Below are 14207 nucleotides of genomic sequence, written 5' to 3' on the forward strand. Positions count from 1 at the left end.
TTGTTTGACAACTTGACAAGTTGTATAGAAAACTTTATAATATAATCTATGCAAAACTTAAACAAAACAGAAAAAACATTTTTCGGTCAACCTCGCGGCCTATTGACGCTTTTTCAGACTGAGTTCTGGGAGCGTTTTTCTTACTATGGGATGCGTGCCATTCTGGTTTATTACCTCTATGCATTGACAACTGCTGACAACGCAGGTTTAGGACTTCCTAAAGCTCAAGCAATGGCGATTGTAAGTATCTATGGTGCACTTGTCTATCTTTCAACAATTGTTGGAGGGTGGGTTGCTGACCGCTTGTTGGGCGCTTCGCGCACAATCTTCCTTGGTGGAATTTTAATCACTTTGGGACACATCGCTTTAGCAACACCATTTGGTTTATCTTCACTGTTCGTGGCATTATTCTTAATTATCTTGGGAACAGGGATGCTTAAACCGAATATTTCAAATATGGTTGGACATCTTTATTCTAAAGATGACTCACGTCGTGACACTGGATTCAATATCTTTGTTGTCGGAATTAACATGGGTTCTCTGATTGCTCCATTGATTGTTGGGACAGTTGGACAAGGCGTGAATTATCACTTAGGATTCTCACTTGCAGCTATCGGTATGATTTTTGCATTATTTGCTTATTGGTATGGACGTCTTCGTCACTTCCCAGAAATTGGACGCGAGCCTTCAAATCCAATGGATTCAAAAGCAAGACGTAATTTTCTTATTACATTGACAATTGTTGTTATTGTCGCAATTATTGGTTTCTTCTTACTTTATCAAGCAAGTCCAGCTAATTTCATTAATAACTTCATTAATGTTTTATCAATTATCGGTATTGTTGTTCCAATTATTTATTTCGTAATGATGTTTACCTCTAAAAAGGTAGAATCAGATGAACGTCGTAAATTAACAGCATATATTCCTTTGTTCCTTTCTGCTATTGTCTTTTGGGCAATTGAAGAACAAAGTTCTACAATTATTGCGGTTTGGGGAGAATCACGTTCTAATTTGGACCCAACTTGGTTTGGAATTACTTTCCATATTGACCCTTCTTGGTATCAATTATTGAACCCGCTCTTCATCGTTCTCTTGTCACCTATCTTTGTTCGTCTTTGGAATAAATTGGGTGAACGTCAACCTTCAACAATTGTAAAATTTGGTCTTGGTTTGATGTTGACAGGGATTTCTTATTTGATTATGACACTTCCAGGTCTCTTGAACGGAACTTCTGGTCGTGCAAGTGCTCTTTGGTTAGTATTGATGTTTGCTGTCCAAATGGCAGGTGAATTACTTGTTTCACCAGTTGGATTATCAGTTTCAACAAAATTAGCTCCAGTTGCTTTCCAATCACAAATGATGGCGATGTGGTTCTTGGCAGATTCAACTTCACAAGCAATCAATGCTCAAATTACACCACTCTTTAAAGCAGCAACAGAAGTTCACTTCTTTGCGATTACTGGTATTATTGGTATTATCGTGGGAATTATCCTCCTTATTGTCAAAAAACCTATTTTGAAATTAATGGGAGATGTTCGTTAATTAGTAATTAATAAAACCTATCTTTAATGATAGGTTTTTTGTGTTTTAAAAACTATAGAAGTGTCTGAAAAGTTACACTTGTTAAAAGTCTTTTACAAATCAATCGTTTTTATCTGCGCTTACATTATGATAAAATATAGTGTAACGTGATTTTAAATTATTTGCAGATGTTAGTGCCTTTGGTTAAAAGGCCAAAGACATTCACAAATGCTAAAATAAAGTATGAAATCACTTATTTACAAATAAAACTTATAGAGGATAGAGGTGAGAAGCAAAGCCATTTTTATTCTAAAACTCGCAGTTACTCTGTTATTAAAAATATAAAATTCAAAGTAAGGATACTCAAGCACGGTCATCCATTAAAAGTGGTTGACTAAGAAATATGAGTTTACTAAAAACTTTGAACATTTTGTGTTTGAAAAGATACTGAGAAGAGGCCTGTAGAAAAAATAATTATTGTTTTTCTGTTGCTAAATTAATAAATAAATTGATAAGAAATAGTGAAAAGTTATAGATTTACGATTAGAACTGATATTTTTAATTATTAATTATTATTGAAAAATCTTGTTAACTTTAAAAATTCTCTCATTTTATTTATTAATAAAATAAATTTTTTTATTAAACCAAGGACAAAATTAGTCTTAGATAAAAATATTTTTAAAATTAGTCTATATCTATTTGATATATAGTAAATAAAAAATAAGGAGATAAACAATGTTTACCATTGAAACTCTCGCACGCTTTCAGTTTGCGATGACGACAATCTTCCACTTTTTCTTTGTACCACTTTCTGTCGGAATGGTTCTCATGACAGCGATCATGGAAACTATCTATGTGAAAACTGGTGATGAAAAATGGAAAAAACGGACGAAATTTTTTGGATCAATTATGCTCTTATCCTTTGCAGTAGGGGTCGTAACTGGTATTATCCAAGAATTTCAATTTGGAATGAACTGGTCAGATTATTCCCGCTATGTTGGTGATATATTTGGCGCACCTTTAGCCGTTGAGGCCTTACTTGCCTTCTTCTTGGAATCTACATTCCTTGGAGTATGGATGTTTGGTTGGGATAAATTGGGTAAGAAATTGCACAATGCAACACTTTGGATTGTATTTGTTGGGACCTTCTTATCATCTTTATGGATTTTAGCGGCAAACTCATGGATGCAAAATCCAGTGGGATATGAAGTTAAAGGTGGACGAGCAACATTAACAAGTTTCTCTGCCCTTTTGACAAATCCTCAAACTATTTTGGAATTTAGCCACGTGGCAACAGGTTTCCTTGTAACTGGTGGTTTTGTGGTTGCTGGTATTTCAGCTTATCAAATTCTTAAAAATCGTGAAATTGATATGTTTAAACCAGTTTTACGTTTAGGACTTTTAGTAGCTCTAATCGGTGCAGTTGGTAACTTTGTTGCTGGTGACCAACAAATGATTGAAGTTAAAAACTCTCAACCTATGAAATTTGCTGCAACTGAAGGGGTTTATGAAACAACACCTGACCCTGCGGCTTGGGATATGGTTGCCTTCTTTAATGAAGCTGACCACAAAGAAGTATTTGGAATTCAAATTCCTTATATGCTTTCAATTCTGACTTATCACCGTCCAAGCGGTTCGGTTGAAGGGATGAATGAAATTAACGCTCAACTTCAAAAGAAATATCCTGATGTAGCTAAAGAAATTGGCGGAAATTTCTTCCCACCAGTAACGTTTCTCTTCTGGACTTTCCGGATTATGGCCGGTCTATCAATGTTAATGATTTTACTTTCTGCTCTGGGGCTATTTTGGACTAGAAAGAAAAAACCAAGTCTATATGAAAATAAATTTGGCTTACAAGTTTATCGTTGGATGCTATTTGCACCTTTCCTTGCGATTACCTCAGGTTGGTTAGTTACTGAACTTGGTCGTTATCCTTGGACAGTTTATGGTTTATTTACAATCAAAGATTCAGTTTCACCAAATGTTTCTGTCGGTTCACTTTTATTCTCAAATATCGTCTATTTCTTCCTGTTCTGTTTCCTTGGTGCTGTAATGGTTTACTTTACGCTTCAAAGAATGAAACAAGGAGTAGAAGGAGCGGAAACAGCTTATGTTTCTTTAGATTCATTTAGTCAAGAAAATTTTGCTTCTTCATCAAAAGAAGATAGTGAAATTCAAAAAGAAACTGATGAGAAAGGGGTGGATAAATAATGACTGGATTACAACTTTTTTGGTTTATTATTGTTGGAGTATTATTTAGTGGCTTTTTCTTCCTCGAAGGTTTTGACTACGGTGTAGGAATGAGTGCAATCACAATTGCCAAGGACAAACGTGAGGTTGAACAAGCTATCGGATCAATTGGCCCAGTTTGGGATTTGAATGAAGTTTGGTTATTAACTGCCGGTGGGGCAATGTTTGCTTCATTCCCTTATTGGTATGCTTCATTGTTCTCTGGTTTCTATCTTATTCTATTTTTGATTTTAGTAGGTTTGATTTTCCGGGGAGTAACATTTGAATTTCGTCATCACTCACATACGGAAAAAGGAAAAATGCTCTGGACAAAAGTTTTGGGCGTTGCAAGTTTTGCTATTCCATTTCTCTTTGGATTGATGTTTACAAGTATGATTCAAGGCGTTCCAATGGATGCTAAAGGAAATGTGACTGCTACTTTTACTACTTACGTTAACTTTTTGTCAGTCGTTGGTGGTGTTGCTGTAACGCTCTTAGCTTGGCTTCATGGCTTAAATTATTTAGCTTTGAAAACAGAGGGAGCTTTGCGTGAGAGAGCTGCAAAGATAGCTAATATCCTCTATTTTGTTCTTTATGCTGGTGAAGTTGTATTTGCTGTATTGCTAGCTATTTTCACTGATTTCTTTGAAAAACATTTTATTGGAACTTTAGTTTTACTTGCTTTGATTGTTATTCTAACTCTTGTGGCACATTTATCTGTTCGTGCAGGAAAAGAAATGTCTGCTTTCTTGGCTTCAGGTTTGACTTTCATTGCCCTTGTTGCATTGATTTTCCAAGGGATTTTCCCACGTGTAATGATTGCAACTAACCCTGCTCACAGTATTTTGATTAAAAATGCTAGTTCAACAGGCTATACTTTGAAAACAATGACGATCATTACTCTGGTTATCTTACCATTTGTACTCATCTATATGGGCTGGACCTATTTCATTTTCAGAAAAAGACTTAAAAAATAAAACATGAAAATAACTGGTTGAACCAGTTATTTTCAGATTAGTTTGTAAATTGATATAATTAATTAAGACAACTACATATTATGGTCAGGAAAATTTTTCTGACCTAAATTTTTTAGAAAGGAACTGAGGAATTTTATTTTACTGACAGAAATTCTATGAGCAGATTTTAGGAACTGTCAGCTTTGTTGGTAAGTTCTGTCAGTAAAATATTATCTCATCAGTAACTTTAAACATGATTGATAAATCTCTTTTTGAACTGCCAGGTGTAAGAAGAATGTTTCCGATATTGGGGATTCTGGCAGTTTTTCAATTCATTGCAATTGCTGGTCAAGCTTTATTTCTAGCTACTGCGATTACTAAGCTTTGGCAAGGACAATTATTTTCTCATACCATTCCTTGGGTTTTGGGCTTTTTTGCTTGCTTTTTGAGCCGTGAAATTATTAATTTTGGTCGTTCAAAGGCTCTGGATAAACTTGCTTACCAATTAGCAACAAAATTGCGGGGGGATATGTTGGATAAATTTTTCCGACTTGGTCCAGTTGCTATTGCTAATTTAGGTTCGGGCTCAGCTGCAACAACAGTAATCACAGGAATTGATCAGGTTGAAAATTATATTAAATTGGTCCTATCCAAAGTCTTAAATATGATGATCATCCCAATGTTAATTTTGATTCCAGTGTATTTTCTTGATTGGCAAAGTGGAATTGTGTTAACTTTGACATTTCCTTTTGCAATTATTTTTATGATTCTATTGGGATACGCAGCACAAGGACGTGCTGAACGTCAATATAAAACTTTCCAATATTTATCAAATCACTTTTTAGATTCATTGCGTGGAATTTCTACATTGAAATATTTTGGATTGTCTAAAGATTACTCAAATTCAATTTATAAAACTTCTGAAGACTTTCGTAAAGAAACGATGGGCGCATTGAGAATTGCTATGCTTTCAACCTTTGCCCTTGATTTTTTTGCAAGTCTTTCGGTTGCTGTTGTCGCACTTTTTTTGGGACTTCGGTTAATGAGCGGTGATATTTTACTTTTTCCAGCTTTAGCGGCTCTAATTTTAGCGCCAGAATATTTCCTTCCACTGCGTGATTTTGCAAGTGATTATCATGCGACGCTTAATGGAAAAAATGCTTTGGCAGCTGTTAATGAAGTTCTATCAACTGAGGAAAATACTTTGTCAGTACTTACAGAAAAAGTAACTTGGAGTGCAAATTCACAACTTCAACTGACAGAGTTAGGAAAAATTTATGACACAGGGCGTGGAATCTCAAATGTTAATCTGTCAGTAAATGGCTTTAAAAAAATTGCCATTGTCGGAAATTCAGGTTCTGGTAAATCAACATTGCTTTCAATGCTGGCTGGATTTCTAAAACCAACAGCTGGTGAAATTAAACTAAATGAGCAAAGTTTGACTTCTTTAACTGACGAAAACTATCGTCAGTCAGTTCAATTCATTCCACAAAAGACTTATATTTTTGCAGGAACTTTTCGTGAAAATTTAGCTTTTTACGAACCTGATTCTACTGATGACGAAATCAAAGCAGCAGCAAAACTTGCTGGTTTAGAAAGTCTTATCGATGAAATTGGTCTTGATGGACAAATTGGGGCCAGTGGCCGTACAATTTCAGGGGGACAGGCTCAACGTGTTGCATTAGCCAGAGCATTTTTAAGTCATACCCGCAATATTTTGTTTCTTGATGAACCGACAGCTCATCTGGACATTGAAACCGAATTAGAAATTAAAGCAAATATTTTACCTTTACTTGAAAATAAACTTGTTTTCATTGCTACTCATCGTCTTCATTGGCTTACATCAATGGATTTGGTCATTGTATTAAACGAGGGACAGGTCGCAGGAATTGGAACTCCTGAACAACTATTATCTGAAAATACTTACTATCAAAAATTACTTAGTCAGATGCGTGGGGTTGATGATGACAAAAATTTATTAGACAATGAAACGAGCGAATCAGTAAAGGACCAAGAAGAAAAAGAATCTGAGAGGTCAAACTTTTCGTCAGTAAATGATAAATCTACTGACAGCTCTGTCAGCCAAGCTTCGTCAGATAATGGGGGTCAGAAATAATGAAATTAAAAAATATTTTGTTCGGTAATGACTGGATTTCTCCATTTTTGAAAAAAAATCGTTCAGGCTTTATTCTATCTATTTTCTTAGGAACGATTACAATTTCGATGGCGGGACTTTTGATGTTCAGCTCAGGATATGTCATTTCTAAATCAGCAACAAAACCAGAAAATATTTTAATGATTTATGTTCCAGTTCTCTTTGTACGTATTTTTGGGATTGGACGACCAGTGATGCATTATGTCGAAAGATTAACTTCTCATAATTGGATTTTAAAAATCACAAGTCTCTTACGAAAAAAACTCTATTTGCGACTGGAAAAAACGGCCGTTACATTAGCAGATCGTTACCGTTTAGGTGACTTATTGGGTGTTCTTAATGAAGATATTGGAAATCTACAAGACCTCTTTTTGAGAACATTATTTCCAGTTTTAATTGCTGGAAGTTTATCGATTGCTCTAATTATTGCTGGAGGATTTTTCTCACTTTGGTTTGCTTTAGGTTTAGCGCTCTTCTTAGGATTTTTGATTGTTATCTTGCCATTAATTTCTTTGAAATTTACAGTAAAATTAGATGAAGAACTCAAAATTTATCGCAATCAACTTTTTTCTCATTTGACAGATGATATTTTAGGATTACAAGATTGGGTGCTTTCAGGACGAAAAGAAGATTTTCTGACAGCTTATCGAGGTTCTGAATTATCTGCTAGAAAAATTCAAGCCAAACTATTAGCTTTCGGACGTAGAAGAAATTTATTTTTACAAGTTGTCTATGGCGCATTAGTGATCTATTTGATGATTTGGTCTTCTGGTGCCTTAAGATTGGGAGACGCGCCTAATTATATTGCGGCAGTTAGTCTTGCTGCCTTCCCTTTATTTGATGCTTTTTCTCCTTTGTCTGATGCGGTGGTTGAAACGCAACGTTATGGCGATTCAATCAATCGTTTAAATGACTTACCAGACCAAGACGAAGAAGTAAGGACTGAGGAAATTGTTTCTACAGATTTAGTCATCAATAATCTCCAATTTTCATTTGAAGAAAATAAAAAAATCTTTGATAATTTTAATTTAGAAGTTAAACAAGGAGAACATATCGCTCTATTGGGACGTTCAGGTGTGGGTAAATCAACACTTGCCGGATTAATCAGAGGAGATTTAGTTCCCCAAAGTGGAAGTATTCAATTTTCTGGTGTTGAGCCATCTAAAGCTAAAAATGTTGAAGAAAAAATTGGTGTCATTAATCAATCCCCTTATCTTTTTGCGACAAGCCTTCGTTCTAATTTGACTTTGGCGAAACTCAATGCCAGTGATGCTGAAATTTGGGAAGCTCTTGAATTAGTTGGCCTCCGTAAAATGGTTGAATCATTACCTCAAAAACTTCTGACACCAGTAGATGAAGCGGGAGAACGATTCTCTGGTGGAGAACGTCAACGCTTAGCCTTGGCACGGGTTCTTTTATCAGATGTTGATGTTGTAATTCTTGATGAACCAACTGTATCACTTGACCCAATCACAGAAAATCAACTCTTAAGTCTCTTTTTTGAACAGCTCCGTGATAAATCAATTATTTTTATTACTCATCATTTATTAGGTGTTCATCATATGGACCGAGTTCTATTTTTAGAAAATGGCTCGATTAAATTTGATGGGAAACCCGCGTCATTACTGGAGAATAATCCAACATTTAAGGAACTTTATCAACTTGATTTAGGAAATGAATAATATAAAAAATCAGTCTATGGGCTGATTTTTTTAATTTAGTTAGTTTTTGTGTTGACAAAACTAATTAAATGTTTTATAATCTTTTTTGTTAGGTAAATAAAAAATAAACTAACTAATTAATTTAAACTTTTCAAGAAATTAAAAGATAGTAAAGGAGAACCAATGATTAAGATGATAAAAATAATAATTCAAAAATTGAATTGGTTCATCAGACTTATTGAAGGCCCAGATGAACGACTAATCTATGCTTTTGATGACGAATTACAAAGAATTTGATATAAGGAGAATACATAATGTCAGAACAAACAAACAACTTATTGAATCTATTTTCAAAACTATTGCACAATCCAAACATCCTTTTTGCTTTAAGAGCAGATGGGATTTCAAAACAAATGAAAAATCGCGGTAACCGCAATGGAGCTCAAGGTTTACTCGTTGAATTATGGAATAAAGATGGTCTAACCAATGCAGAAATTGCCGAACTTCTTGATATTAAACCTTCAAGTGTAACAGCTCAGGTTAAACAATTAGAAGAAGCGGAAATGGTTATTCGTAAACAAGATGAGAATGATAAACGTGTCAGCCGCATTTTCTTGACTGATAAAGGTCGTGAAGCTCAAGAAACACGTGATACAATGCATAATGATATTTCAGAAAGAATTTTTGGCAATCTAACAGATGAAGAACAAGAACAATTAGCCTTTCTAATGGAAAAATTAGTAGAAAATAACGACGCAAGTAATGATCAAGATTTCCAACGAATGGCACAATTTTTCGGAAATCCATTTATGGAAAATATGATGAATGCTCATGACCGTCATGCATTTGGGAATCACATGCGCCGTGAAATGCAAAATTGGCAACGTGAAATGCGTCGTTCATCTCAAGAAATGAAACGTGGACAAAATCGTATGCGTCGTGACGAACGCTCACAAGCTCCGTTTGGTGAAGATTGGAAAGCCTTTGGTAAGCAGCTCAAAGATAGCTTTAAAAATAATTTTGGTGGGAGAGATCAAGCCGATTTTAATGAACATTGGGATCACTTTTCAGATGAAATGAAAAATCGTTTTGGTGATTTTGACGGAAACCGTCGTCCAGATTTTGATTCTAAACCAAAGACAGACAAAAATAAAGAACCTAAAAAACCAGAAAACTGGGATGATTTCTAAGGATTGAATAGATAAGGAGCGGAAAATGAGAACACTCATCGCTTACGCTGGTAAGACAGGAAATACTGCCAAGTGCGCTAGAAAGCTAGCGATACATTTAAATCAGGTCACACTTGTGGATTTAAATGCTGAAGTAGTAAATCCTAAAGATTTTGATGCTGTGATTGTTGCCAGCCCTGTTTATAGTCATAAATTTGAACGTTCAGTAGGCAGTATCTTAAAAAAATATCAAGAAATTTTGCAAACGAAACCTTTTGCGGCATTCGTTACAATGGTTGAATATGATAGTTTTACGAAAGTGATTAAAAAAGAAATCGCCGAACCTTTGCGCAAAAAAGCTGTAGCTATCGCAAACTTTGGAGGGGAGGTAAATAATTTGACCCCTTTTAACTGGCACGATAAAATTATTGCAAAATCAATGATAAAGCTAGAGTCTAAAAAACACCCGATTGAGTTTTTACCAGAAGCTGAGAAACAGTTTGTGGCTCAATTAAACAAAGTAGAGTGGATTTAAAATAGCTAAATTTATAGGAGAAGATAATGTCAAAAGAAACCAAAGCTCTTACGATAAACCCTCAGCTTGCAGCTTTTCAAGAAGAACTTCTTAAAAACTATGACAAGGCAAACCTATCAGCAAAAAAGGGACAAACTTTATTTGTTGGCTCATCATTAATGGAGATATTTCCTATTGAGAAGTGAGAGGAAGCTGGAGAAGTTACTTTTTCACACTATATCTACAATCGGGCGGTTAGAGCCACGACGACCTCATTTTTATTAGAACACATAGAGAGTCAAATTTTTAATTTGGAACCTTCAAAAATCTTTATTAATATTGGAACGAATGATATCGGTTTTGAGATTCCAGAAGAAGAGTTTTTGAATAACTATGATCAAATTCTTTCTCAAATAGAAAGTAAATTACCTCAAACGCAAGTTTATGTGATGCGCTACTATCCGATTAATACGGTTGATTTTGGTCAAGACTCAGATGAAAAAACTTTATTTGAAACGAGAAGTAATGAAAAGTTTCAAAAAGCTTCAGATAAAATAAAAAAACTTGCAGATAACCATCATTTTCACTTTATTGATGTTAATGATGGTTTATCTGATGAAAATGGCAATTTGAAAAAAGAATTAACTTTTGATGGAGCGCATCTAAATCCAGCGGGCTATCAACTTGTCTTAGAAAACCTCAAAGTTTATTTGGAAGAATAAAAAATAATTCAAGACGAAAAGTAATTGAAATCATTTCTTTTCGTCTTGAAATTCAATAATTAGAAAAAGGAAGTAAGCAAACAATGGAAAGAGGTCCACAAATGGCCAATCGTATCGAAGGAAAAGCGGTTGACAAAACATCCATTAAACATTTCGTCAAATTGATTCGTACTGCAAAGCCACGTTATCTTTTCTTTATCATTGGGATTCTAGCAGGAATCGTTGGAACACTAATTCAATTACAAGTCCCCAAAATGGTTCAACCACTTGTTAATAGTTTTGGACATGGAGTAAACGGTGGCAAAGTTGCCTTAGTTATCGCTCTTTATATTGGTTCAGCTGCTGTTTCGGCTATTGCAGCAATTGTCCTTGGGATATTTGGTGAATCAGTTGTAAAAAATCTAAGGACGCGTGTCTGGGATAAAATGATTCATCTGCCAGTAAAATATTTTGATGAAGTTAAAACAGGAGAAATGAGTTCTCGTTTAGCCAACGATACCACCCAAGTTAAAAATTTAATTGCAAACAGTATTCCACAAGCTTTTACGTCTATTTTACTTTTGGTTGGTTCAATTGTCTTCATGCTTCAGATGCAATGGCGTTTGACCCTTGCCATGATTATTGCTGTTCCAGTAGTTATGCTCATTATGTTCCCGATTATGACTTTTGGCCAAAAAATTGGGCGAACTAGACAAGATTCTTTAGCAAATTTCCAAGGGATTGCTAGTGAATCATTATCAGAAATTCGCTTAGTAAAATCTTCAAATGCTGAAAAACAAGCCTCTAAAAAAGCAGAAAATGATGTCAATGCCCTTTATAAAATTGGGGTAAAAGAAGCCATCTTTGATGGTTTGATGTCACCAGTTATGATGTTATCAATGATGCTGATGATCTTTGGACTTCTTGCTTACGGAATTTATCTCATCTCAACAGGAGTCATGAGTCTTGGGACTTTGCTTGGAATGATGATGTATTTGATGAACTTAATCGGAGCCGTACCAACTGTGGCGACTTTCTTTACAGAACTTGCTAAAGCTTCAGGATCAACAGGTCGTTTGACCGAATTACTTGATGAAGAACAAGAAGTACTTCATCAAGGAGAAAGTCTTGATTTGGAAGGAAAAACCCTCTCAGCTCGCCATGTTGACTTTGCTTATGATGATTCTGAACAAATTTTACGTGATATCTCTTTTGAAGCTCAACCTAATTCAATTATTGCCTTTGCCGGACCTTCAGGTGGTGGTAAATCAACAATTTTCTCTCTTTTAGAACGTTTTTATCAACCAACGGCAGGAGAAATTACAATTGATGGTCAACCGATTGATAATATTTCTTTGGAAAATTGGCGGAGTCAAATTGGTTTTGTCAGTCAAGATTCAGCAATTATGGCTGGAACCATTCGTGAAAATTTAACTTATGGACTTGAAGGAGACTATACAGATGAAGACCTTTGGCAAGTTCTTGACTTAGCTTTTGCAAGAAGCTTTGTTGAAAATATGCCTGATCAACTTAATACGGAAGTTGGTGAACGAGGTGTGAAAATATCTGGTGGTCAAAGACAACGTTTAGCAATTGCTCGTGCTTTCTTGAGAAATCCAAAAATCCTGATGCTTGATGAAGCAACGGCTAGTTTGGATAGTGAATCAGAATCAATGGTTCAAAAGGCTTTAGATAGTTTGATGAAAGGTCGCACAACGCTCGTAATTGCGCATAGACTTTCAACAATTGTTGATGCGGATAAGATTTACTTCATTGAAAAAGGTCAAATCACAGGGAGTGGCAAACATAATGAACTTGTTGCCACACATCCACTCTATGCTAAGTATGTTTCAGAACAATTGACTGTTGGTCAATAAACTAAAAAGCTCAACGATTTAAGTTGAGCTTTTTTTATTTTGACTTCTTATTGTTGCAATAATCATTTCTCCTGCTGTATAAATGAATACAAAAGGGGGATAGAAGAAAGTGATAATGAAGCTAATGACCATTCCAATCTTCCAAAAAGGATTCCGTAAATAGTGATAAACTTCCATTTGAGCGATTAGTTCAGCCTTTTCTTTAGGATTGTCAGCAATAAAACAATCGGTCATATAACTATATGCAAATCCCCAAATATAAATCATCACGATAAAGAGTAGGGCAGGTGCTTTTGGTGAGTGGATTCCGAAATCATGAAAGAAGTCCATTGTGCGTCCAGCCCAAGCAGAAAGTACAGGAAGCATTGATAATGAGAGTACCCAAATCATGCAACTATGATAGATTCGACGAGTGATTTTCTCAGCCTGTGAAAGCATATATTGTTGATTAAACCAAGAAGTTGTAACATGGATAAAACTCAAAAGGTAAGCAATCAGATAGACGAGATTATCTTTCAAAAAATCAAGAATTCCACCTGTTTTAGGTAATTCGAATTCTAATAACATAATAGTCATTATTACTGCAATAATTGCATCAATAAAACCGGCTAAACGCCCTTTAGATACCATAAAATCTCCTTTGTATTACCAATTATAACAAAAGTTAATGAAATTTTATAAAAAAAATAAGCATTAAAGCTTATTTTTCTGTATCAGATGAATAGTTTTTATTTTTTGGGAAAAATCGTTTCTTGACAAAGATAAGAATCGCAAGGATGAAAATAATCCCTAAAATCACAACCACAACTGAAGAGTAAGAATCAAGAATTCCAGCAATCATCTCCCAGTTATCACCAAGAGCGGCTCCAAGGCACACTAGAACAATGTTCCAAATAAGTGTTCCCAAGGTTGTTAAAATAAGAAAACTTGGGAGTTTCATTTTAGCAGAACCAGCAGGGATTGAAATTAGACTTCTAATTAAAGGAATGAATCGACAGAAGAAGATTGTTGCATATCCTCTCTTTAAAAACCATTTTTCAGCTTTTGTGATGTCCTCTGGTTTAAGACGAAGTACTTTTCCTAAACGTCCAGAAACTAATTTTTCTAAGCGTTCAACGCTTAAAAGACGACCGACGAAGTAGAGTATCAATGCACCAAGCACAGAACCAATAGTGGCTGCGATAATCATGCCGATAATCCCCAGTTCGCTATAAGTAGTCATGAAACCACCGAAAGTTAAGATTACTTCGGAAGGAATTGGTGGGAAGATGTTCTCAATCATAATGAGAAAGGCAACACCAAAGTAGCCAAATTGGTTCATGACTTGGATAATTATTTCTTGCATTAATACTCCTTTTATTTGTCTATTACTTTAATTCTAACATAAGGCTGGAAGGCCACCAAACAATATAAAGTACAAAAAA

The 14207-nt window shown here is 35.1% G+C and carries 10 protein-coding genes and 1 pseudogene; 9 read left to right on the forward strand and 2 right to left on the reverse strand.

The window, feature by feature from the left end; genetic code table 11:
• Positions 1-48 precede the first annotated feature (48 nt).
• From MKX45_RS04890 to lmrA, 9 genes and pseudogenes are all read left to right on the forward strand, one after another.
• A complete protein-coding gene (locus MKX45_RS04890; RefSeq protein WP_010905519.1) occupies positions 49-1542 on the forward strand; it encodes a peptide MFS transporter in 1494 nt (497 codons plus the stop codon).
• Positions 1543-2256: 714 nt separating this feature from the next.
• Entirely contained in the window at positions 2257-3732 is a 1476-nt protein-coding gene (locus MKX45_RS04895; protein ID WP_340816860.1) for a cytochrome ubiquinol oxidase subunit I, read from the forward strand.
• Positions 3732-4727: a cytochrome d ubiquinol oxidase subunit II gene (cydB, locus tag MKX45_RS04900; RefSeq protein WP_340816861.1), complete on the forward strand. Its 996-nt coding sequence runs from the start codon at positions 3732-3734 to the stop codon at positions 4725-4727. The genes MKX45_RS04895 and cydB overlap by 1 nt, the downstream gene beginning before the upstream one ends.
• A 232-nt stretch (positions 4728-4959) precedes the next feature.
• On the forward strand, positions 4960-6822 hold the full coding sequence (gene cydD / locus MKX45_RS04905) for a thiol reductant ABC exporter subunit CydD (RefSeq protein ID WP_340816862.1): 1863 nt from the start codon (positions 4960-4962) through the stop codon (positions 6820-6822).
• The gene (cydC, locus tag MKX45_RS04910; RefSeq protein ID WP_003129642.1) at positions 6822-8543 is read left to right on the forward strand and encodes a thiol reductant ABC exporter subunit CydC; all 1722 of its coding nucleotides are present in this window, start codon (positions 6822-6824) and stop codon (positions 8541-8543) included. Before cydD ends, cydC begins: the two co-directional genes overlap by 1 nt.
• A 293-nt stretch (positions 8544-8836) precedes the next feature.
• The gene (locus MKX45_RS04915) at positions 8837-9712 is read left to right on the forward strand and encodes a MarR family winged helix-turn-helix transcriptional regulator (RefSeq protein ID WP_340816863.1); all 876 of its coding nucleotides are present in this window, start codon (positions 8837-8839) and stop codon (positions 9710-9712) included.
• Between the two features lie 25 nt (positions 9713-9737).
• Positions 9738-10226, forward strand: a complete 489-nt coding sequence (locus tag MKX45_RS04920) for a flavodoxin domain-containing protein (protein ID WP_278216304.1) — start codon at positions 9738-9740, stop codon at positions 10224-10226.
• A 26-nt stretch (positions 10227-10252) separates the two neighbouring features.
• Positions 10253-10927 (forward strand): annotated as a pseudogene (locus MKX45_RS04925) (SGNH/GDSL hydrolase family protein).
• A gap of 101 nt (positions 10928-11028) precedes the next feature.
• Positions 11029-12783, forward strand: a complete 1755-nt coding sequence (lmrA, locus tag MKX45_RS04930; RefSeq protein WP_340817264.1) for a multidrug efflux ABC transporter LmrA — start codon at positions 11029-11031, stop codon at positions 12781-12783.
• A gap of 18 nt (positions 12784-12801) precedes the next feature.
• Here the strand turns inward: lmrA and MKX45_RS04935 are convergent, their stop codons facing one another.
• Positions 12802-13413 (reverse strand): TMEM175 family protein, encoded by a 612-nt coding sequence (locus MKX45_RS04935; protein WP_340816864.1) that lies wholly within the window; start codon positions 13411-13413, stop codon positions 12802-12804.
• Positions 13414-13483: 70 nt separating this feature from the next.
• Positions 13484-14128 (reverse strand): DedA family protein, encoded by a 645-nt coding sequence (locus tag MKX45_RS04940; protein WP_010905527.1) that lies wholly within the window; start codon positions 14126-14128, stop codon positions 13484-13486.
• Positions 14129-14207 lie beyond the last annotated feature (79 nt).

This window comes from Lactococcus sp. FSL W8-0209, from assembly GCF_038006585.1.
Taxonomy (GTDB): domain Bacteria; phylum Bacillota; class Bacilli; order Lactobacillales; family Streptococcaceae; genus Lactococcus; species Lactococcus lactis.